This window comes from Variovorax nivicola, assembly GCF_051216475.1.
Classification (GTDB): Bacteria; Pseudomonadota; Gammaproteobacteria; order Burkholderiales; family Burkholderiaceae_C; genus Variovorax.
The window spans coordinates 136,879-155,861 of sequence record NZ_JBPJZK010000009.1; the positions used below are offsets into that span (position 1 = coordinate 136,879).

General features: G+C 62.9%; 24 protein-coding genes. 13 read left to right on the forward strand and 11 right to left on the reverse strand.

The window, feature by feature from the left end; genetic code table 11:
* Positions 1 to 34 precede the first annotated feature (34 nt).
* Positions 35 to 799 carry a GntR family transcriptional regulator gene (locus ACSFBF_RS29010; RefSeq protein WP_435473042.1) on the reverse strand — a complete coding sequence of 255 codons (765 nt, stop codon included), beginning with the start codon at positions 797 to 799 and terminating at the stop codon, positions 35 to 37.
* 167 nt (positions 800 to 966) lie between these two features.
* Between ACSFBF_RS29010 and ACSFBF_RS29015 the strand changes: the two genes are divergently transcribed.
* From ACSFBF_RS29015 to ACSFBF_RS29055, 9 genes are all read left to right on the forward strand, one after another.
* The gene (locus ACSFBF_RS29015; RefSeq protein WP_435473044.1) at positions 967 to 1,182 is read left to right on the forward strand and encodes a DUF3311 domain-containing protein; all 216 of its coding nucleotides are present in this window, start codon (positions 967 to 969) and stop codon (positions 1,180 to 1,182) included.
* Complete coding sequence (locus tag ACSFBF_RS29020; RefSeq protein ID WP_435473046.1) at positions 1,179 to 2,654, forward strand: sodium:solute symporter family protein; 1,476 nt, start codon at positions 1,179 to 1,181, stop codon at positions 2,652 to 2,654. Before ACSFBF_RS29015 ends, ACSFBF_RS29020 begins: the two co-directional genes overlap by 4 nt.
* Before the next feature lie 23 nt (positions 2,655 to 2,677).
* The gene (locus ACSFBF_RS29025; protein ID WP_435473048.1) at positions 2,678 to 3,880 is read left to right on the forward strand and encodes an amidohydrolase family protein; all 1,203 of its coding nucleotides are present in this window, start codon (positions 2,678 to 2,680) and stop codon (positions 3,878 to 3,880) included.
* Positions 3,877 to 5,160, forward strand: a complete 1,284-nt coding sequence (locus ACSFBF_RS29030) for a cyanate transporter (RefSeq protein ID WP_435473050.1) — start codon at positions 3,877 to 3,879, stop codon at positions 5,158 to 5,160. The genes ACSFBF_RS29025 and ACSFBF_RS29030 overlap by 4 nt, the downstream gene beginning before the upstream one ends.
* A gap of 23 nt (positions 5,161 to 5,183) precedes the next feature.
* The gene (locus ACSFBF_RS29035; RefSeq protein ID WP_435473052.1) at positions 5,184 to 5,660 is read left to right on the forward strand and encodes a nucleoside deaminase; all 477 of its coding nucleotides are present in this window, start codon (positions 5,184 to 5,186) and stop codon (positions 5,658 to 5,660) included.
* A 91-nt stretch (positions 5,661 to 5,751) separates the two neighbouring features.
* Positions 5,752 to 6,123 (forward strand): hypothetical protein, encoded by a 372-nt coding sequence (locus tag ACSFBF_RS29040; protein ID WP_435473054.1) that lies wholly within the window; start codon positions 5,752 to 5,754, stop codon positions 6,121 to 6,123.
* A gap of 141 nt (positions 6,124 to 6,264) precedes the next feature.
* Positions 6,265 to 6,531 (forward strand): hypothetical protein, encoded by a 267-nt coding sequence (locus tag ACSFBF_RS29045; RefSeq protein ID WP_435473056.1) that lies wholly within the window; start codon positions 6,265 to 6,267, stop codon positions 6,529 to 6,531.
* A 190-nt stretch (positions 6,532 to 6,721) separates the two neighbouring features.
* A complete protein-coding gene (locus tag ACSFBF_RS29050) occupies positions 6,722 to 7,723 on the forward strand; it encodes a patatin-like phospholipase family protein (RefSeq protein ID WP_435473058.1) in 1,002 nt (333 codons plus the stop codon).
* Between the two features lie 48 nt (positions 7,724 to 7,771).
* Entirely contained in the window at positions 7,772 to 8,314 is a 543-nt protein-coding gene (locus ACSFBF_RS29055) for a hypothetical protein (protein ID WP_435473060.1), read from the forward strand.
* Between the two features lie 4 nt (positions 8,315 to 8,318).
* On the opposite strand, the gene dkgB is transcribed toward ACSFBF_RS29055, so the two are convergent.
* The 4 genes from dkgB to ACSFBF_RS29075 form a co-directional block, all read right to left on the reverse strand.
* Positions 8,319 to 9,134, reverse strand: coding sequence for a 2,5-didehydrogluconate reductase DkgB (gene dkgB / locus ACSFBF_RS29060; RefSeq protein ID WP_435473062.1), 816 nt, complete (start codon positions 9,132 to 9,134; stop codon positions 8,319 to 8,321).
* A 60-nt stretch (positions 9,135 to 9,194) separates the two neighbouring features.
* Entirely contained in the window at positions 9,195 to 10,397 is a 1,203-nt protein-coding gene (locus ACSFBF_RS29065; protein ID WP_435473064.1) for an MFS transporter, read from the reverse strand.
* A 132-nt stretch (positions 10,398 to 10,529) separates the two neighbouring features.
* A complete protein-coding gene (locus ACSFBF_RS29070) occupies positions 10,530 to 11,459 on the reverse strand; it encodes a DUF6414 family protein (RefSeq protein WP_435473066.1) in 930 nt (309 codons plus the stop codon).
* A 118-nt stretch (positions 11,460 to 11,577) separates the two neighbouring features.
* A complete protein-coding gene (locus tag ACSFBF_RS29075; RefSeq protein ID WP_435473068.1) occupies positions 11,578 to 11,985 on the reverse strand; it encodes a hypothetical protein in 408 nt (135 codons plus the stop codon).
* Between the two features lie 468 nt (positions 11,986 to 12,453).
* On the opposite strand from ACSFBF_RS29075, the gene ACSFBF_RS29080 reads away from it, so the two are divergent.
* The 3 genes from ACSFBF_RS29080 to ACSFBF_RS29090 all read left to right on the forward strand — a co-directional run bounded on the left by ACSFBF_RS29080 (position 12,454) and on the right by ACSFBF_RS29090 (position 14,246).
* Entirely contained in the window at positions 12,454 to 12,780 is a 327-nt protein-coding gene (locus ACSFBF_RS29080; RefSeq protein WP_435473070.1) for a hypothetical protein, read from the forward strand.
* A gap of 86 nt (positions 12,781 to 12,866) precedes the next feature.
* The gene (locus ACSFBF_RS29085) at positions 12,867 to 13,802 is read left to right on the forward strand and encodes an AraC family transcriptional regulator (protein WP_435473072.1); all 936 of its coding nucleotides are present in this window, start codon (positions 12,867 to 12,869) and stop codon (positions 13,800 to 13,802) included.
* Between the two features lie 153 nt (positions 13,803 to 13,955).
* The gene (locus tag ACSFBF_RS29090) at positions 13,956 to 14,246 is read left to right on the forward strand and encodes a putative quinol monooxygenase (protein ID WP_435473074.1); all 291 of its coding nucleotides are present in this window, start codon (positions 13,956 to 13,958) and stop codon (positions 14,244 to 14,246) included.
* Between the two features lie 27 nt (positions 14,247 to 14,273).
* Here the strand turns inward: ACSFBF_RS29090 and gcvA are convergent, their stop codons facing one another.
* On the reverse strand, positions 14,274 to 15,197 hold the full coding sequence (gene gcvA, locus ACSFBF_RS29095; protein WP_435473076.1) for a transcriptional regulator GcvA: 924 nt from the start codon (positions 15,195 to 15,197) through the stop codon (positions 14,274 to 14,276).
* 134 nt (positions 15,198 to 15,331) lie between these two features.
* Between gcvA and ACSFBF_RS29100 the strand changes: the two genes are divergently transcribed.
* Positions 15,332 to 16,768, forward strand: a complete 1,437-nt coding sequence (locus tag ACSFBF_RS29100) for an MFS transporter (protein WP_435473078.1) — start codon at positions 15,332 to 15,334, stop codon at positions 16,766 to 16,768.
* A gap of 19 nt (positions 16,769 to 16,787) precedes the next feature.
* Here ACSFBF_RS29100 and ACSFBF_RS29105 read toward each other — a convergent pair whose 3' ends face one another.
* From ACSFBF_RS29105 to ACSFBF_RS29125, 5 genes are read right to left on the reverse strand one after another with little or no spacing between them, the layout of a single operon-like run.
* Entirely contained in the window at positions 16,788 to 17,102 is a 315-nt protein-coding gene (locus ACSFBF_RS29105; protein WP_435473080.1) for a hypothetical protein, read from the reverse strand.
* 7 nt (positions 17,103 to 17,109) lie between these two features.
* On the reverse strand, positions 17,110 to 17,604 hold the full coding sequence (locus ACSFBF_RS29110) for an OmpA family protein (RefSeq protein WP_435473082.1): 495 nt from the start codon (positions 17,602 to 17,604) through the stop codon (positions 17,110 to 17,112).
* A 19-nt stretch (positions 17,605 to 17,623) separates the two neighbouring features.
* Entirely contained in the window at positions 17,624 to 18,049 is a 426-nt protein-coding gene (locus tag ACSFBF_RS29115; RefSeq protein WP_435473083.1) for a hypothetical protein, read from the reverse strand.
* Positions 18,050 to 18,077: 28 nt separating this feature from the next.
* Positions 18,078 to 18,548: a hypothetical protein gene (locus ACSFBF_RS29120; protein WP_435473085.1), complete on the reverse strand. Its 471-nt coding sequence runs from the start codon at positions 18,546 to 18,548 to the stop codon at positions 18,078 to 18,080.
* A gap of 13 nt (positions 18,549 to 18,561) precedes the next feature.
* On the reverse strand, positions 18,562 to 18,951 hold the full coding sequence (locus ACSFBF_RS29125) for a hypothetical protein (RefSeq protein WP_435473087.1): 390 nt from the start codon (positions 18,949 to 18,951) through the stop codon (positions 18,562 to 18,564).
* Positions 18,952 to 18,983 lie beyond the last annotated feature (32 nt).

Below are 18,983 nucleotides of genomic sequence, written 5' to 3' on the forward strand. Positions count from 1 at the left end.
CCGACACTTCGCCCGCGAGCGAAGCGTGGATGCCTCAGTGGCTGTGGCCGTGCGCGGTGGAGCCGCCACCGTTCAGCAGCGTCGCCAGGTCCACTTCCTGCTCGGCCGCCGCGCCCGCGATCACGCGCTGCTCCAGCTCGTCGAGGTGCTCCAGCGCCACGGCCAGCGCCTTGTCGAGCGACTTGCCCGTCGTCAGCGCCTCGATGATCTGCTCATGCTCGCGCGGCGCGCAGCTCGCGGCCTCGGCGGAGTCGTACAGCGCCTTGTAGAGCTCGGTGTTCGAAATCAGCCGCCGGATGTACGACAGCAGCTCGTCGCTGCCCGCCATCTCTGCCAGCAGCAGGTGGAAGTCGCCCGCGAGCCGGATCGAGTCTTCACGCCGGCCTTCCTTGAACGCCTTCTGCTCCGCCTGCACGTGCTTGCGCAGCGCAGCCACCTGCTCGCGTTCGAGGTTGCCGAACAGCGTGGTCACCAGCCCGGCTTCGACGATGCGGCGCGCGCGGTAGATGCCGCGCATGTCGTCGATGGACGGGTTGGGCACGAAGGCGCCGCGGTTGTGCTCCAGCACCAGCCGTTTTTCGGAACCCAGCCGCGCCAGCACCTTGCGCACCGCACCACGCGTGCAGCCCAGCGCCTCGGCCAGCGCGCGTTCGCGTAGCGGTGTGCCGGGGCGCAGCTTGCCGCTGAGCAGCGCCTTCGACACGGCGGCGTAGACGCGTTCGTCCACGTTGGCTTCGTCGGCGTCGGTGGGCTCTGCAGGGGCGGCGGAAGTGGGGGATTTGCGTGCGGTGGAGGGCATAGGCGTGGGGATTATTGCCCGCGCCGTGTCGCCTCCGGGAAATCCCCCGGATTGACTCGGCTCCTCCCGCTTCGTACCATTCGCCTCGTTTGGTTAACCAAAATAATTATATATGGTTGACCAAAATTGAATTTGAATCTCAACCAGAACAGGAATCGAGGCAACCCATGAAATCCGCCAAATGGCTGGCCGCGCTGCCGGTCGCCGCTTTCTTCAGCGGGGGATGGCTGTCCTCCGTCGCGCCCACCTTCGTGTTCGGCATGCCCTTCCTGATGGTGTGGAACGTCAGCTGGCTGGTGCTGACCTCGCTGATCATGGTGGTCATCGACCGCGCTGAAGGCGACCTCGATGCGCCCACCGCGGCGAGCGGAGACGCCCGATGAACGCCGCACTCGGCGTGATTGCCCTGTTCGTCGTCGGCGCGCTCGGCCTCGCGGTGCTCGCGCGGCGCGGCCGCACCATGAGCCTGGAGCAGTGGGCGCTCGGCGGGCGGGGGCTGGGCGCCATCATGGTGTTCCTGCTGATGGCGGGCGAATCGTTTTCCACCTTCACCTTTTTGGGCGCCAGCGGCTGGTCTTACAGCAAGGGCTCGCCGGCCTTCTACATCCTGGCCTACGGTGGGTTGGCCTATCTCATGGCCTTCTGGATGCTGCCTGCCATCTGGCGCTACGCCACCGCGCACAAGCTGGTGTCGTTCTCCGACTTCTTCGCGCACAAGTACGACAGCCGCCCCCTCGGCGTGCTGGTGTCGGTCGTGGCGCTCATGGGCATGGTCGCGCTGCTGACCATCCAGCTGCGCGGGCTCGGCATCATCGTGTCGGAGGCGTCGTACGGCTCCATCGCGCCGCAAGTGGCGATCTGGATCGGCACGCTGGTGATGGTGAGCTACATCCTGTTCTCGGGCATCCACGGCTCGGCCAGCATCGCCATCGTGAAGGACGTGCTCATCCTCGCGCTCGCCGTGTTCCTCGGCGTCTATCTGCCGTGGCACTACTACGGCGGCGTCACGCCCATGTTCACCGCCATCCACGCCGCCAACCCCGGCTTCTTCGAGTTCCCGAAAGAGGGCCTGAACCTCACCTGGTACAACTCGACCATCCTGCTGACGGCGCTGGGCTACTACCTGTACCCGTTCAACCTCACCTCGGTGTATGCCGCCAGGAGCGCGAGCGCGGTGCGCCGCAACACCATCCTGATGCCGCTGTACCAGGTGGTCATCGCCTTCCTGTTCCTCGTCGGCTTCGCAGCCATCTTGCAAGTGCCGGGGCTCAAGGGCTCGGATGTCGACCTTGCCCTGTTCGGCCTCGTGAAGCACACGTTCGATCCGTGGTTCGTCGGCGTGATCGGCGGCACGGGCGTGCTCACGGCGCTGGTGCCGGGCTCGATGATTCTGCTCACCGCCTCCACCGTGATCGGCAAGAACGTCTACAAGGAAGGCTTTGCGCACAACGCCACCGACAAGCAGGTGTCGCGCGTGGCACGCGGCGTGCTGCCGGTGTTCGCGCTGGTGGCTGTGTACTTCGTGCTACGCGGTGGCAGCACCATCGTGTCGGTGGCCATCTTCGCGTCGAGCCTGCTCACGCAACTGCTGCCTTCGCTGCTGTTCAGCCTCATGAAGAAGCCCTTCGGCAACAAGCACGCGGCCTTCGCGGGCATCCTGGCAGGCGGCGCGGTGCTGGCTTTCATGATGACCACCAGCTCCAACCTGGGTACGCTGTTCCCGGCTGCACCGGTCGTCTTCAAGTCGCTCAACATCGGGCTCGTGGCGCTCGCGACGAATGCGCTGGTGTTCGTGATCGTGGCGCTCTTCACGGCGCGCATCTCGCCGCGCTCCATCGCGGCGCAACCTGCCTGATGCTTGAAAGAACGGACTCCCACATGTCATCGCTCCTGATCCGCAACGTTCGCCCCATGGGCGCTTCCCCGGTCGACGTGCGGGTGCAGGACGGGCGCATCGCCGAACTCGGCGCCGCGCTTGCCGCGCCGGCCGGCGCCACCATCGAAGACGGCAATGGCGCCTTGCTGCTGCCCGGCCTCGTCGAAGGCCACACCCACCTCGACAAGACGATGTGGGGCATGGACTGGTACCGCAACGAAGTCGGCACGAACCTCACCGACAAGATCGAGAACGAGCGCGCCTTTCGCCATACCAGCGGGCACGACGCGGCCGCGCAGTCGCTGGTGCTCGCCAAGGCATTTCTTGCGCTCGGCACCACGCGGCTGCGCACGCATGTCGACGTCGACACGCAGGCCGGCCTGCGCCATCTCGAAGGCACCCTGCGCACGCGCGAGGCGCTGCGCGATGTGCAGCAGATCCAGATCGTCGCCTTCCCGCAGTCGGGCCTGCTGGGCCGCCCCGGCACGGCCGAGCTGCTCGACCAGTCGCTGGCGATGGGCGCCGACGTGCTCGGCGGCCTCGACCCCTGCGCCATCGACGGTGACCCGGTGAAGTCGCTCGACGTGCTGTTCGGCATTGCCCACAAGCACCAGCGCCCCGTCGACATCCACCTGCACGAGCCCGGCGCCATGGGCGCGTTCTCGCTCGACCTGATCCTGCAGCGCACCGAGGCACTGGGCATGCAGGGCAAGGTTGCCATCAGCCACGGCTTCTGCCTCGGCGACGTGAGCGAACGTGAGCGCGATGCACTGCTCGCTCGCATGGCCAAGCTGGGCGTGGTGCTCATTACCAGTGCGCCGCCCTCGCGCACCGTGCCCCCGCTCATGGCCTGCCGGCAGGCCGGTGTGACAGTGCTCGGCGGCAACGACGGCATCCGCGACACCTGGTCGCCCTACGGCAACCCCGACATGCTCGAGCGCGCCATGATCATCGGCCTGCGCTACAACCTGCGCCGCGACGACGAGATCGAAGTGGCGCTCGACACCGTCACCCATTCCGGCGCGCACGGCTGCGGCTTCGAGGCTTATGGCCTCGTGCCCGGCAACCGCGCCGACCTGGTGCTGGTCGATGCGCAGACCGTCGCGCAGGCCGTGGTCTCGCGGCCCGTGCGCAAGCTGGTGGTGGCGGGCGGCCGCATCGTGGCGCGCAACGGCGTGCTGCAGGCCGACGTGGCGTCTCTGTGAGGGCAGGGCGCAGCCGTGACGGAGGCGTCGCCTTCGCGGTCGTGATCGTGCTGGTGGCGCTCAACCTGCGCGCCTTTCTCACGTCGAGCAGCCCGCTGCTCGAACCCATACGCCTTGCGACCGGCATCGGTTTTCATGCGGTGGCGCTGCTGACCGTGCTGCCGATGTTCGCGATGGGGGCCACGTCGCTCTTCGGCGCGGCAGTCGGCCAGCGCATCGGCGCGCGCGGCGGTGTTGCGCTCGGGCTTGCGGCAATCGCCTTCGCCTGTGCGAGCCGCTATGTGGCGGGCGGCGCGGTCGCGCTGCTGTGGAGCGCGGCACTCGCCGGTGCGGGTGTGGGGCTGGTGCAGGCGCTGATGCCCGGCGTCGTCAAGCAGGCCTACCCGGCGCGCATCGGCGTAATGACGGGGCTGTACTCCGCCGCGATCATGGGCGGCGGCGGGCTCGGTGCCATGGCCAGTCCGTGGGTGGCGCATGCGTTTGGCGGTGCGCAGCCCGACTGGCACGCGGGCCTCGCGATATGGGCCCTGCTCGCGACCTTCGCGCTGCTGTATTGGCTCAACATGCGGCGCATCGAATTCACTGTCGCCGATGCGCCGCGCCAGAACCTCTCGTGGCTGCGCTGCTTCGCAAGCCGCCGCGCGTGGCTGCTGGCCGCGTGCTTCGGTCTCGTCAACGGCGGCTACACCAGCCTCGTCGCATGGCTGCCGCATTTCTACGCTCAGCAGGGGTGGACCGCGCAACAAGGCGGCTCGGTGCTCGCGCTGATGACGGCCGCGCAGGTGGTCGCCGCACTCGCCATGCCCGCCATCGCGCGCAGCCGCGGGCACGACCTGCGGCCCTGGCTGGTGCTCACGCTGGTTGCACAGCTCGCGGGCTTCTGCGCACTGACCTTTGACGCGCCCGTGCCGGCTGTCGCCATCGCGATCGTGCTGGGCTTCGGCCTCGGCGGTGCGTTCTCGCTGTGCATGGTGCTGGCGCTCGACCACCTGCCCGACCCCGCGCAGGCCGGCGCGCTCGCGGGCTTCATGCAGGGCGTGGGCTTCATGATCGCGGCGCTCGCGCCCTTCGTCACCGGCTGGGTGCGCGAGCACACCGGTGGCTTCACGATCGCATGGGCTTATCTGGCCGCCGTCGTGGTGGCGCTGCTGCCGCTCATGCTGTGCTTCGATCCGCGGCGCTATGCCGCGGCCACGGCGGGCCTGTTCGTTGCGCGCGCCCCGCAAGCCGGCGCACCATCTCTCACCGCGCTGAAGAGCGCGGCCACCAGAAAGGTCTGAACACGATGTACCAGGAACACTTCATGCAACGGGCACTGGCCCTTTCCGCGCAGGCGCTGCAAGAGCCCGGCACCGAGCCCTTCGGCGCCGTCGTCGTGAAAGACGGCGTGATCGTCGGCGAAGGCTTCAACCATTCAGTCGCCCACTCCGACCCCACCTCGCACGGCGAAGTCGAAGCCATCCGCGATGCCTGCCGCAAGCTCGGCACCGTCAACCTGTCAGGCTGCGAGCTCTACACCTCGTGCGAGCCCTGCGCCATGTGCGTCGCGGCGATGCACATCGCGGGCATCGCCAAGCTGTACTACGCGGCCTCGCTCGCGCAATCGGGCGAGGCCTTCGAGGGCGTGACGGTGGCGGCGCGGCACCCCATCGATGTCGATGTGCTTCGCGCTGAAGCTGGCGCCACGCTTGCACAGCGCAGCCTGCCTGCGGAGCGGAAGCTCGACCGCGAGGCTGTGCAGATTCTTTCGGACTGGGCTGCGACGCGACGGGACTCCTGAAGCATCTGCGACAGCTGCTTGAGTGGCTGAAATATCCGCCCCGTATGCTTCTCGAAAAAATCAGTTTCGAGATTTCAAAAGGGGAGGATCCATGACTACTACAGGCGCGAATTCCGTTGCACGGGCGCAGCACTCGGAGCCCACCGTTACCCTCTATGGGCGCATCGCCTCACGCCTCGTATTGAACGTGCTGGCCTGGGCCGTGTCGATCCCGGTCCTGAACGTCTGCCTGACGGCATTGGAGCGGCATCGAATCATGCCGCTGTCGGGGCCTGTCGCGGCAGTTGTAGCGGTCACACTGCTTCTCTGGGCGGCGCTGATCTACTGGCGCTGCGTTCCGAGCACGCCGAGTATCGTGACTCGCCTGAGTTGTCTCGTGGTCTTCGTGGTCGCGATGGTTCTGGTGAGCTTTGGTGCAGTTTGGGCGGCGTTCTGGGCCTCGGTCGCGATCTTCGGGCTCTAGCGTTCTTTAAGAGTTCACCTGCGCTTGCTACTTGAGCGCCGCTAGCGTGGAATTCACGACGATGTTGTTACTCCCCACCGCAAGCCAGCATGAATAGAGTTGCCTCACGGCGCGATACGAAGCGCGCGATGAGGAGTCGGCATGAGCAGCATCAGGAACACCGCGACAACGCAACCCTCCGCACTGGTTGCACAGGCGCTCGCCATCTATCGAAGCATCGCTGCGTGCCACGCGCACATCGCAAACAACAACAACAGCAGCACCGGGAGTAGCGCCAACGCACTCACCGCAGCGCTGATGCTGCCCTGCTACCAGTCCAGCTTCCGCGAACTGGCACTAGCGCTGACCATTGAAGAGGAACACGAACTTAGGTACGCGCTCGACTCACTTCGCGATTCCGTCGCATGAAGACGACTACCTTCGCCGCAGCTTTTGTCCCACTGTGGTGCGTTCCGAATCGTTGCGCGGCTTGCGGAATTACAGAGATCGATTGAACGGGATTCCACTCGTAGCGACAAACGCGGCCAGCGCCCAGACTCCGCTTCCCCGGGCCGGGAATTTATTTCATGGAAGTCATTTCTCTTGAAAGGAGTTGGCAATGGCGGAAAACCAGAAATTCACCATCCTCTCGTTCGTCGGCGGTGGCATACGAGGGCTGATGCCGGTATCGGTGCTGAACAAGCTGTACGCGAAGTACCCTCAGATCATCGACAACACCGACCTCATCGCGGGGTGCTCGACGGGCTCGATCATCACGAGCGAGCTATTGGCGGGAAAGACGCCGCAAGACATCATCAATCTCTTCACCTCCCAGAACGGGGAGATCGGGTTCTACCAAAAGATGAATACCGATCCGAAGGCGCCCGCGTACTCGATCGACGAGGTCTACGCCTCGCAGCTTGCGCTGCATGGCGACGCGAAGGTCCAGGATATCTTGATGAAGAAAGTGCTCTTCGTGACCTTCAATGTCGGCGGGCTCGAAGTGAAGAACTCGGTGCAGACGGCCATACCGTGGCAGCCGATCATGTACACGAACATGATCCCCGACCATGGTGACGTGGCCATCGCCAAGGCGGCCACGTCGAGCGGCGCGATGCCCGGGCAGCTGGGCTCGTTGGACGGCAACGTCGACGGCTGCTTCTTCAACCACGACCCCACGGTCGCGGCAATCGCGCTGGCGGTGAAGGCGGGCCATGCACTCGAGGACATTACCGCCATCACCTTCGGCACTGGCTACATGCCCGACTGGGTTGCCAGCGACACCCACGGCTGGGGCGCGGACCAGTGGATGAACGGCGATGCGAATCCCTTCAACAATTCGCCGCCGTTCCTCATGAACCAGTTGAAGTCGTCGCCGGTGCTCGACATGAGCCTGAACGGCACTTCGACCGAACTCATGCCGATGCTCGCCAAGATGCTGCTGGGCGATCGCTACACCAACATCAACCCGACACTGCCCTTCTTCATTCCGGAGAACACGGTCTACCCGCAGGCCCTGCAGCTGTTGCAGGACAAGGGCGCGAACGCGGACACCGCGGACGCCGAAGCCCTGCTGCAGCTGTACTGGGTCGAACACGCGCTCGGCTCGGTGCGGACCTGAGCACCACCTGCAAGCAAACGAACGCATTCCAGGAAAGGAGAAACGACGATGTCGACTACCGCAACAGGTGCTGCAGCGCCAGCGCCCGCCATCCCCGTGGAGAACTTGAACCTCGGGCCCTACAACATCCAGTACCTGCCAGGCGACCACTACGTGCTGGACGTGAGTGGTAACAACCCCGCCAAGGGCGCAGGGGTCATCGGGTACACGCTCAAGCTGCCGCAGGTCGGCAACCAGCAATGGTTGTTCGTTCCCGCACCCCAGGCACCGGGCTGGTGGTACCTGCAGACAAAGATGGGCACCGGGTTCGTCCTGACGCTGCTGCCCGGCTCCACGGTCGTGCCCACGCCCGTCGTGATGATGCCCGTCGGCCTGGCCGATGCCGACAGGCAACTCTGGAGCCTGCTGTCCACCGAGGAGCCCGGCTACTGGTACATCCAGTGCAAGTCCGGGGCGAGCAATTCGAATGCGCCGCTGGTCATCGGGCTCGCCGACAACAAGGTGGAAGCCAGCGCCGTGGCCGGCCCCATCAGCTTCACCGGGTTCCGGGCACAGGCCTGGGGGTTCAAGCCCGTGGGCAGCGCGGGCTGAGAGCTCAGTCCCAGGCCGGCGACAGACCGGCCGGGTCTGTCAGGCGCTCATTGCGGTCGAGTGCCGCAATGAGCGCCATCTCGGCATCTGTCAGCTTCAGCTGCTGCGCGCGCAGATTGCCTTCGAGGTTCGCGCGCTTGGTAGACGACGGAATCACCGCGTAGCCCAGCTGCATCGCCCACGCCAGCACCACCTGCGCCGTGGTCGCGTCGTGCGCCTTGGCAATGGCCTCGACGACCGGATCGCTCAGCACCTTGCCGTAAGCCAGCGTCATGTAGGAAGTGATGTGAATGCCCTGGCTCTTCGCGAACTCCGCCACCTTGCGGTTCTGCAGGTAGGGGTGCAGCTCGATCTGGTTGGTGGCGATCTGCTCCGCGCCCACGGCCGCGATGGCTTCCTTCATCAGCGCGATGTTGAAGTTAGACACGCCAATGTGCTTCGTGAGCCCCTGCGCCTTGGCCTCGGCCAGCGCGCCCATGAACTCGGCCACCGGCACCGCGTTGCCGGGCGAGGGCCAGTGGATCAGCGTCAGGTCGACTTGGGTTGTGCGCAGCTTGGCGAGGCTGTCTTTCAGGCTGGGCACCAGCTTGTCTTTGGCGTAGTTGTCGGTCCAGATCTTGGTGGTGATGAAGAGGCTGCTGCGCGCGACGCCGCTTTCGGCAATGGCCTGGCCCACCTCGGCTTCGTTGCCGTAGATCTGCGCCGTGTCGATGGTGCGGTAGCCCACGTCGAGGCCGTTCTTCACCGAGTCGATGACCACCTGGCCCTTCAGGCGGAAGGTGCCGAGGCCGAAGGCGGGAATGGTGTTGTTCGTGTTCATGATGTGTGTTGTCCTTGTGCGTTGAAAAGAGAGGAAGAGAAGAAGAGAAGAAAGCGAAGTTCAGTGACCGACCGGCACCGGCCCCGAAGCGCGAACCGGAATGCCGGCACGGAGGTCGAGCCTGCCGCTCCACTGCGTGAGCGCCAGCGACACCAACACAACGAGTGCGCCAATCCACGGCGTGTGCATCAGCCCAAGGTGCGTCACGATCAGCCCACCGGCCCAGGCCGCGCCGGCAATGCCCAGGTTGAAGGCCGCGATGTTCAGGCCCGAGGCCACGTCCACCGCCTGTGGCGTAAAGCGCTCGGCCTGCTTCACCACATACACCTGCAGCCCCGGCACGTTGCCGAAAGCCACCGCGCCCCACATCAGCACCGCCAGTAGAGCCAGCCACTTGTGCGGCGCCGCGAAGTTGAACACCAGCAGCACCGCGGCCAGCAGCGCGAAGATGATCTTCAGCGCCGGAATCGGGCCCATGCGGTCGGCCAGCTTGCCGCCCCAGATATTGCCCACCGCCACCGAGACGCCGTACACCAGCATCACCCAGCCCACCGCACCGGCGCTGAAGCCAGACACGTCGGTGAGGATCGGCGCGAGAAACGTGAACGGAATGAACGAGCCGCCATAGCCGATGGCCGTCTTCGCATACACCAGCAACAGGCGCGGCTCGGCCAGCACCTTGGCCTGCTGCGCCAGCGAGGCCGGCGGCGTGTGGCGGATGTTGCTGGGCACGAAGATCCAGCTGCCGATGAAGGCGACAACGCCCAGCGCCGACACGGCCAGGAAAGTCTCGCGCCAGCCGAAGTGCTGCCCGATGAACGTGCCCAGCGGCACGCCCGTGACCAGCGCCACCGTGAGGCCCGTGAACATGATCGCGATGGCGCTCGCCGCCTTTTCCTTCGGCACCAGGCCGGTGGCAATCGTCGAGCCAATGGAGAAGAACACCCCGTGCGCCAGCCCCGTGAGCACGCGGGCGGCAATCAGCGATTCATAGCTCGGCGCCTTCCACGCCAGCAGGTTGCCGACCGTGAACAGCGCCATCAGCCCGAGCAGCAGCGCCTTGCGCGGCAGCTTGCCCGTGAGCGCGGTGAGCACCGGCGCGCCAATGGCGACGCCCAGTGCATAGAGGCTGACCAGCAGGCCGGCAGAGGGAAGGCCGATGCCGAGGTCGGCGGCCACAGTGGGAATGAGGCCAACGATGACGAACTCGGTCGTCCCGATGGCGAAGGCGCTGAGGGTCAGCGCGAGCAAGGCGATTGGCATGAGAGCACTCCTTCTTGGATGTAGAGGAGTGTCTTGCGGTTACCTTTGCGGATAAATGGGGGTTGGGGCAGAAGATAGTTGCTTCGAAGGCAAGAATAAAATTTCCACGCTCTCGATTAATGCGGCGTGCAACTACAAAGAAACGTAGACAGCTATTGGGTCAATCACAATCTCGTTATCGTTTTTTCCCGACAGAGTGGATTCCATTGCCGCAATGTGATCGACTAGATTGGTGACTGCTTCTTTCATGGTCGAGGGCTCAAAACCAGAATTGGGAGGGGCTTTGGGGGCAAATGCAGTTTGCGTGACTAATCCTAAGACGACCAAGGATTTTTCTGTTTTGCGCGAGTATTTTCTAAGCAACAGGCTTTCGGTTTCTCGCAGGTACTCTCTCTTAAGGAGCGATGTATAGAGTAGATTGCCGACCCTTTGTTGTAATTCGAGTTGATCTGCAAAAGCAAACTTGGTTAACAGCGAAAGATTTTCAAGAAGCTTGGGATCCTGATAGAGGCCGGACTTCTTTGCAAGCTGCGAAGGGTCTGAGATGTCTTTTAGTTGTTTTGCAATTATTGAGACTTTGTGTTTGTCTTTTGTGTTATTTTTTGCGAGCTCTAGGGTTTCATTTGCTGATTTGATGATTTCGGTGTTGGTGACATATGCGATCGCCTCACCTATTTTGTTGAACATCCCAAATAAATTGTTCAAATCCGCTGCGTCGATAAAGCTTGCAGGAGCCGATATGCGAATAAAGGACTTCAATGATTTCTGCTCGACAGCTTCTTCATCTAACTGAGAGATGCTTGTAATATCTCCAGATTCCTCGATCTTTTTTTCAAATAAGGCAAATGAATGGTCATGAAACACGCGTCGTTCTACGGAGGTGCTTGATAGCTTGATCGCATCTGCCAGTAGTCGCCCACTTGCCACTGGACCCTTTTGGGTTGTGGATTTTTCAGAGTCTTCGCTTGTCTCTGTAAGTAGATATTCGGTAAGTCCCTCGAATACTTGCGATGACAAGGAATAGAGCTTTTGCTCGTCCAAATAGAGAATACTGCGGATCATTTAACTTCCTTTCTCGTATATTCTTCGTAGTATCTTTTTCGAGTATCTATGAAAGACCAAATGGATATGCCTATTGCTAAAGCTACCGCCACTCCGGTGAGGAAATAAATGATCGATGTCATGCTTTTCCTTTGGATGCAGCACTTATTCGGTGAAAAATGCTTAAACTGAGAAAAAATGATGCAACTGCAAGAGCAGCGACACAAAATAACATAGCCTGAGCATCAATCAAATTTGGATTTTTCTCTCCAATTAATAGAACGGCAAATAGAACGCTGTAGAACGCAATGAATATGACGGAAATCCCATTTTGAACCGTCTTCCATGACTTGTTTTGTGATGAAAAATGTTCTAGTTCATTAATGTTTGATATGTGCAGCACGAGGCCAAATGCTACAAAATCTGTTGCCGCAAGCGGGGCTAATACATTGCCTTTGGCAATAATCCATACAAGCAGGCGTGAAAGTATTGGTATTAATCCTACTAGCACCGTGTAGGCTAGCCATTTGCTTTTTAAAACTCTCATGGGATTCTGTGTTTGGTCCGTCGGTTATTAAATTGATCTTTAGGTCGAAAATCAAAAAATTAAATATTTCTGCGGCCGATAGAGTGAATCGGGCTAAAGGAGTTTGAATTTCAAGCAATTCGACGCCAATCGTTTGAAATTTTTGCAAGCACTATAGCCACATCTTAAGTACGAAGAACGCTGTCTTCCAGAGGAATCGTAGCCCGGCCTCCTGGATATACTGCCGTGTCGCGTGAAACGCGATCGGGTTTGGAAGCCCGTCGAAACTCTGCGACGAAAGCCGCAGTCACCGCACATGGTCTGCGGCTTTTTCGTTCGCGCGCCAAGTTTTGGCGGCTCGGACGGGAGGGCGCGAGCCCTGCCGGTTTCTTGCAAGAGTTTCCCGGTCTTCCAACCCGTTCGAGCTGCCGCCCTCGTTTGGAAGCGGGGGCGGCGGTTGTAGCAAACCGAAATTCTTGGAGGCCTCTCTTGGCTGAATCTGCATCCGCTTCATCGAAGTCAAGCGCTCGATCCACTTTCCTCGATCCCGCATCCTCCAACCTCGACGACCTCGCCCTCCAAGCCTGCGACGACGCCGACACCCTCAACGACGTGATGCGCGCCTACAGCGCACTCAAGAAGCTCGTCGACACCAGCGCCCTGAACGACAGCGAGGTGCTCACCCCCAGCCGCACCGAACTGAGCGCCTTGCTGGGCGTGCTCAACGACGCGCTGCTGGTCCGCATCGATACCGTCAATAGCGCCACCAGCGCAGTGCGCGAAGCGCTGCGACAGAACATCGGCAGCACCCAATAGCACCGGCCGTGCACCCCGGCAACGGGCACGCGCCGGTCGACTACGCTGCGCACTTCGCTTTTCTTCTTCTCCCCACAACAAAACCGATGCCAGCTCCGCCCGTCGCCGACAACAAGCCCGAGGCCATTCCCACCGCCGCCTGGGCCCGTCTGCGCGACATGGTCGCGGCGCGAACCCCTGCGGACGGCCGCACCGATGCGCTGTATCCGGGGCTGCGCTGCTACCGGTTCTCGCGCCCGGTGCGTTACGAGAAAACCCAGCGCCTCACGCCGGGCGTGGTGGTGGTCTTGCAGGGCCGCAAGACCGCGCACCTCGGCGACCGCCGGTCGCTCGACTACGGCGCCACGCAGTGCCTGGTGCTCGGGGCCGAGGTGGCGTGCCTCGGCACGGTCGTCGGGGCGAGCGCCGAACATCCGTACCTCGCGATTCATCTCGACCTGCCGCCCGACATGCTGGTGAAGTCTTTTGTCGCGCTGGCAGAAAGCGGCACGCTGGCCGAGCCCGCCCGCGTGACCGAGAACTTCACGGCTGCGGTGGGGCCGGAGGTGGTCGAGGCCTTTGCCCGCCTGCTGCTGGCGGCCGACGACCCGGTGGACCGCCGCACGCTCGCGCCGCTGGCGGTTGAAGAAATCGTGCTGCGGCTGCTGCGCTCCGAGGCCGCGGCCGCCATTCGCAGCGCGGGCGCCGTTACCAAGGCCGGCGCACGCATACAGACGGCCATCGCCTTCATGCGCCGCCATCTGGGCCGGCCGCTGTCGGTGGCCGAGATTGCCAGCCACGTGCACATGAGCCCTTCGCACTTCGCGCACAGTTTTCGCGAGGTGGCCGGAGTCACGCCGATGCGCTGCATTCGCGACCTGCGCCTGGAAGAGGCGCGCATGCTGATGCTGGGCGCGGGGCTGCGGCCCGGCGATGCGGCTGCGAAGGTGGGCTTCGAGAGCGCGGCGCATTTCAATCGCGCGTTTCGCAGGCGCTTCGAGGCAACGCCTGCCGAGTACGTGCGGCGCGTTCAGTCGGGCTGATTGATTGACTGACTGACTGATTGATTGATGTGGGGCGGCTGCGTCTTTCGCAGCCATGGTCAATTTCTTCGCAGCTTCGCGCCTTGGCGCGGGGGAGGGCGCTGGCTAACCTGCCGTCTGCCTTTTCTTCAAGCCAACGACAAAGAAATTTTCATGAACCCGATCAACGTCATCATCACTTTCGAAGCCAAGCCCGAGCGCGCATCCGCGTTCGCCAAACTCATGCAGCAGGTCAAGCAGTCGCTGCCATCGGCGGATGGATGCCGGGGCGTGCAGCTGTTTGGGCGCACCGACAACGACTGCGTGTTCACGCTGGTCGAGTCGTGGGAGTCACGCAGCCACCATCAGGCTCATATCGCGGGCGTGGTGTCGTCCGGCGCTTGGGACACGATGGCGGCTGAGCTGGCTGGGCCGCCCGTCAGCAGCTATTGCAACGAGCTCTGATTCGGCGCGCTGGGTGAGAGCGATCAATCAGGCGGTCGGTGCGCCTGCCTCCCCCAGCAGCCACTCCCGAAACGCCACGACCCGCGCGTCCTCTTCGCTCCCCTGCGGATACACCAGGTGATACGCATACGGCGCCGCCATGCGCACGCCGACGTCGAACAGCCGCACCAGCCGCCCCTGCGCCAGGTCGCCCGCAATCATGTCCAGGTCGGCCAGCCCGACCGCGCCACCTTCGACCACGGCCTGCACCACGAAGCTCGAATCGGTAAAGCCCACGCACCGGCTGTCGTCGAAGTTGTCATCGACGCCGGCCGCGGCCATCCACATGCGCCAGTTGGGCCAGGTCATGGTCTCGGTCTTCCAGTCGACATAACAGAGCGTGTGGTGCAACAGGTCGCGCGGCTCGTTCAGCGGCGGCCCGGTCTCGATGAGCCTGGGGCTGCACACGGGCACGATGAGGGTGTCGAACAGCCGGTCTGCGCGCGCACCCTCATAGCTACCGGTGCCGAAGCGGATGGCAATGTCGATGTCGTCGGCCTCGAAGTCGCGCAGCGTGTCGGTGATGTCGAAAGTCAGCTCCAGCCCCGGGTTGGCGGCCCTGAACTGCGGCAGCCTCGGCAGCAGCCAGTTGGTGGCAAAGCGCGCGCTCAGCGACACGCGCAGGTGCGCCGCATTGCGCGTGAGCTTGCGGGCGCGGCCGGTGGCGCGGTGCAGGGTGTCTAGCGCGTCGGCAGTCGCCTCGAACAGCACGGCGCCGGCCGGAGTGAGCTGAATGCTGCGGCTGGTGCGCGTGAAGAGCACCACGCCCAACTGGTCTTCAATCTCCTTGATCTGGTAGCTCACGGCCGCGGGCGTGAGCCCCACCTCGTCGGCCGCGCGCGTGAAGTTCAGGTGCCGTGCGGCCGCCTCGAAGGTTCGCAGGGCGCGCGTGCCGGGGAGCATGCGGTTCATCGGCGTCGTCGATGGCATCGATCTTCAAGCTCCATTTGACGGTTCGTTGAGAACTACTCGTTTTTCAAGGTGCGCGCGGCGCGGGACGATCGAGCCAATCAAAGAAACCATGGATTGATTGGAGCAATTGAAAAATGTCTGCCAGCTTGAACCCGTGCGACGCGCGCCCTGACGATGAAGGCGTTGTTGCTGTTGCCGCGACGCAGGGAAACAAAGACCCCCTGCATTGGCCCGCGCGCATGTGGATCGCGCTGCTCATCTTCAGCGGCGTGATTCTGCTCGATGGGCTCGACATCTCGATGATTGCGGTGGCAATCCCCGAGATCCAGCAAGCCTTCGGCATTGGCGCGGCCACGGCGCAGTGGCTGGTCAGCGCGTACATCCTGGCCTTTGGCGGCTTTCTGCTACTGGGTGGGCGCTGCGCCGATCTGTTCGGCCGCAGGCGCGTGCTGGTGGCGGGGCTGGCGGTGTTCGCGCTGGTGTCGGTGGGCGGCGCCTTTGCCACCGACGCGGGGCTGCTGATCGTCTCGCGTTTCGTGAAAGGCATGGCCGCGGGCTTCACCGGGCCGGCTGCGATGTCGCTGCTGACCACCACCTTCGCCGAAGGACCGGCGCGCAACAAGGCCTTCGGCATCTTCAACCTGTTCGAGGCCTCGGGGTACTCGTCGGGCCTGCTCATCGGCGGCCTGCTGGCGGCGCTGAACTGGCGCTACATCTTCGTGTTGCCGATTCCGGTCGCCGTGCTGCTGTTGCTGGCCGCGCTGCGCTACCTGCCGCCCGACCCGCCGCGTATCAAGGGACAGCAGAAGCTAGACGTTGGCGGCGCCGTCACGCTGGTGGCGGGCATGCTGCTGATGGTGTTCACTGTGGTGTCGGTGGAAGAGGCGGGCTGGGCATCGCTGCGCACGGTCGGCGGGTTCGTGGCGGCCGTGGCGCTGCTGGCCGGCTTCGTCGTCATCGAGCGCTCGGTGAAAGAGCCGCTGGTGCGGCTGGGCATCTTCCGCAACCGTGGGCTGGTGGCGGCGAACGTGAGCGCTGCGCTGCTGTACGGCGGCGCGATGGGTTTTCAGTTTCTGATCGCGCTGTACCTGCAGAACATCCAGGGCTGGAAGCCGTGGCAGATGGCGCTGGTGCTGCTGCCTGCGGGGCTGATGGTGGTGGTTGTCGGGCCGAAGATTGGCGCGCTGATCAGCCGCTTCGGCGTAACGCGCGTGTTGATGGTCGGGTTGGTGGCGTTTGTGCCGTGCTATTTGCTGATGCTGCGCATCGGGCCTGAGCCGGATTTGTGGGGCGTGCTGCTGCCGGCTTCGGTGCTGTGGGGCGTGGGGTTTGCGCTGAGTATTTCGGCGCTGATGGTGGCGGGGACGAACGGGGTGGCCGACGATGAACAGGGGCTGGCGGCTGGGCTGCTGAACAGTTCGCTGCAGGTGGGTGGGGCTTGTGGGCTGGCGGTGTTGACGGCGGCGATTGCGCCTGGGACGGAGTTGGCGATGCTTTATCCGGGGGTGGGGGTGATATTGGGGTTTGCTGTGCTGACGTTGGTGGCGCAGGCGATACGGGGGAGGGGGTGACGTATCTCTGGCGCCAGCGCTACGCACCGTGGATTGCCGTCATGACCCAGAAGGTCACCCACATCGCACCCACCCCCAACAAGCTCATCCCTGTCAGAAAAACGGCCAGATAGCCGATTCGCAGCCAGAGCCGGGGAGCGCTCGGAACGAAGCGCCAGTAAATCCAGACCGCCCAGACAACGAGGATCGTGGCGGTGATCGGAGCGATGTTGTCAGTGATCAACTGGAACTTGTGCTGGTCCACTGCTCCAACGGCCACAAATACCGCTGGCATCGTGAGGAACCATGCCAGTACGCTCAGGCACCCGAGAGCGGTGCGCCGATGGTTGTTCATTCCTTCATCACCGAGGAACCCGTGGCGTGTGTAGGGGGGCATCCATCTGACATGAACATTCATGCGGACAGGCGGGAAGAAAGTCGAGTTGCACGGCTCTGACGCCTTGGCTCTTCTCCAGCTGTTTCAGATATGCAGAAGCAGGTTTTTTGACATAGCCCCGGTCCGGCAGATAAATCTTCGTCCCATCGTATTGCGGGTCTTCCCGGAGAACGCGCGCAACATTGCGTGCCCGTTCCAGTGCCAGGTTGTTCGGAGCCTGTTCGCCAGGCTCAGCGGAGGCGCCGATATCGATGGATTCGTGGTTCGGATACATCTCGCGCAGCCCGGCCATCCAATGGGTCAGTCTCGATACCTGTGCTGCTGACACTGTTGCAGAGTCGCGATCGAAGTACACACCGATGACATTGATCGGACTGCAGGCCTGCGCAGCCGGCGTAGCTATCAAGGTGAGAGATGCCAGCAGCGATCCAAGCACAACGGAAAGTCTTTGGTCTTGCATGATGAGCAATGTCCTCGTGCTACCGCTTGAAGCCGGAAATCGGGACCGGATTGCAGTCCGGTAGCTTCAGCCCTTCGACGTCGGGATAGAGCTGGAGCGAGGCGAAGTCGTTGCTGTCACCCAGGCCATTCATGGGTGACCTATACCCACGAGCGACGGTCGTAATCGGAAGGTCGGTCTTCAACAACATGCGCAGCGCTCTCGCCGTATTGGCTGCACGCTGTTCAGCCAACGCCTTTGCCTCGTGGGGCGCCGCGCCGGATGCCCCGACTTCGATCGACGCGCTCGTGTACATGGAGAAAGTTGCATATGAGCGGTTCAGCCATTCGGAAAGCTTGATGACCTGCGATCGATCCAGTGCCGCCGAGTCGCTTTCAAAGCTGATCTGAGTTGCCACGATGTAGCTGCATGCCGTTGCTTGCCCCGCAGCGAGGGTCGTGGCCAACGGCCAGATGATTCGTCGGTGCACCGGCTTACTGCTGCTTGGGCGGCGCTGCAGGTCCTTCAGACCATTTGCAGCACGAGACTGTTTTGGCGCACGCGGGTTGAACGGTTGCGTTCAGAACATCCAGACGCTCCGGGTGCCTTATCGCCTGGCTTTCGAACTCATCGACGTGCCCCTGCACTTCGACGGAGGCCGCGGTGCTCAAGGTTTTCAACAGATCGGCGATTTCGGCAAGCCGGAGGTTCGCTTTCTTCAGCGAAGCGGTATCGTCCTTGATGGCGCCGGCATAGATGTCGGCGCGGTAGATGCCGCCAGTCGCCCTTTTCGGGTTCTGCTGCTCGACAAACCAGTTCGTTAGCGAGAGAACCTGCTGCGATTCGAGGCGCGTGCTTGCGGGGGCGAACTGCACATCGTGTTCGAGGCCACCGAATGAGCAAGCGAGGGTCCATGTGGGCGCGAGGGCGCAGGCAAGGGGGATGATGGCGTTGAGGTATTTCATGCGACTACGGCGCTCAACGAGGTTGCTCGATCTCTATGGAGTCGAATGTTTCTTTCACGCTGACTGCCTGCTTCAGGCTGCCGTTCCTGATCTCCCGGCCAGCCCTGTCGAAAAACTTGGTGTTGGTGTCGATGATGAGCGTGACCGGAACGTCGCTGTTGGAACTGTGCCAAGTCGCTCTGAATTCGTAAGGCCCCATGCGAGCGCCACCGAGATGCGGCATTGCTTGCCCGGAGATGCGCGTACCTGATCCGGCATCGGTGACCTTGAGTGTCCCGAGCAGGAATTTCTCGAATTCCGGTCTGGCTCTGATCATGGGCAGGATGTCCGTTTCGAAACTGACAGTGCCATCGGCCCAGGCTGGCGGTGCGGCCGAGAGAAGTGCGCTGAGCGCGATGAGCATTGAGCCGCTTATTGGCTTCATGAGCTAAACCC

What these genes read in the sequence shown, in the direction of transcription:
- ACSFBF_RS29035 (WP_435473052.1), top strand. Translation starts at nt 5,184, where the DNA reads ATGCAACGGGCACTGGCCCTTTCCGCGCAGGCGCTGCAAGAGCCCGGC.
- dkgB (WP_435473062.1), bottom strand. Translation starts at nt 9,134, where the DNA reads ATGAACACGAACAACACCATTCCCGCCTTCGGCCTCGGCACCTTCCGC.
- ACSFBF_RS29050 (WP_435473058.1), top strand. Translation starts at nt 6,722, where the DNA reads ATGGCGGAAAACCAGAAATTCACCATCCTCTCGTTCGTCGGCGGTGGC.
- ACSFBF_RS29105 (WP_435473080.1), bottom strand. Translation starts at nt 17,102, where the DNA reads ATGAACAACCATCGGCGCACCGCTCTCGGGTGCCTGAGCGTACTGGCA.
- ACSFBF_RS29010 (WP_435473042.1), bottom strand. Translation starts at nt 799, where the DNA reads ATGCCCTCCACCGCACGCAAATCCCCCACTTCCGCCGCCCCTGCAGAG.
- ACSFBF_RS29040 (WP_435473054.1), top strand. Translation starts at nt 5,752, where the DNA reads ATGACTACTACAGGCGCGAATTCCGTTGCACGGGCGCAGCACTCGGAG.
- ACSFBF_RS29120 (WP_435473085.1), bottom strand. Translation starts at nt 18,548, where the DNA reads ATGAAATACCTCAACGCCATCATCCCCCTTGCCTGCGCCCTCGCGCCC.
- ACSFBF_RS29070 (WP_435473066.1), bottom strand. Translation starts at nt 11,459, where the DNA reads ATGATCCGCAGTATTCTCTATTTGGACGAGCAAAAGCTCTATTCCTTG.
- ACSFBF_RS29025 (WP_435473048.1), top strand. Translation starts at nt 2,678, where the DNA reads ATGTCATCGCTCCTGATCCGCAACGTTCGCCCCATGGGCGCTTCCCCG.
- gcvA (WP_435473076.1), bottom strand. Translation starts at nt 15,197, where the DNA reads ATGAACCGCATGCTCCCCGGCACGCGCGCCCTGCGAACCTTCGAGGCG.
- ACSFBF_RS29090 (WP_435473074.1), top strand. Translation starts at nt 13,956, where the DNA reads ATGAACCCGATCAACGTCATCATCACTTTCGAAGCCAAGCCCGAGCGC.
- ACSFBF_RS29125 (WP_435473087.1), bottom strand. Translation starts at nt 18,951, where the DNA reads ATGCTCATCGCGCTCAGCGCACTTCTCTCGGCCGCACCGCCAGCCTGG.
- ACSFBF_RS29085 (WP_435473072.1), top strand. Translation starts at nt 12,867, where the DNA reads ATGCCAGCTCCGCCCGTCGCCGACAACAAGCCCGAGGCCATTCCCACC.
- ACSFBF_RS29100 (WP_435473078.1), top strand. Translation starts at nt 15,332, where the DNA reads ATGTCTGCCAGCTTGAACCCGTGCGACGCGCGCCCTGACGATGAAGGC.
- ACSFBF_RS29015 (WP_435473044.1), top strand. Translation starts at nt 967, where the DNA reads ATGAAATCCGCCAAATGGCTGGCCGCGCTGCCGGTCGCCGCTTTCTTC.
- ACSFBF_RS29075 (WP_435473068.1), bottom strand. Translation starts at nt 11,985, where the DNA reads ATGAGAGTTTTAAAAAGCAAATGGCTAGCCTACACGGTGCTAGTAGGA.
- ACSFBF_RS29110 (WP_435473082.1), bottom strand. Translation starts at nt 17,604, where the DNA reads ATGCAAGACCAAAGACTTTCCGTTGTGCTTGGATCGCTGCTGGCATCT.
- ACSFBF_RS29065 (WP_435473064.1), bottom strand. Translation starts at nt 10,397, where the DNA reads ATGCCAATCGCCTTGCTCGCGCTGACCCTCAGCGCCTTCGCCATCGGG.
- ACSFBF_RS29055 (WP_435473060.1), top strand. Translation starts at nt 7,772, where the DNA reads ATGTCGACTACCGCAACAGGTGCTGCAGCGCCAGCGCCCGCCATCCCC.
- ACSFBF_RS29020 (WP_435473046.1), top strand. Translation starts at nt 1,179, where the DNA reads ATGAACGCCGCACTCGGCGTGATTGCCCTGTTCGTCGTCGGCGCGCTC.
- ACSFBF_RS29045 (WP_435473056.1), top strand. Translation starts at nt 6,265, where the DNA reads ATGAGCAGCATCAGGAACACCGCGACAACGCAACCCTCCGCACTGGTT.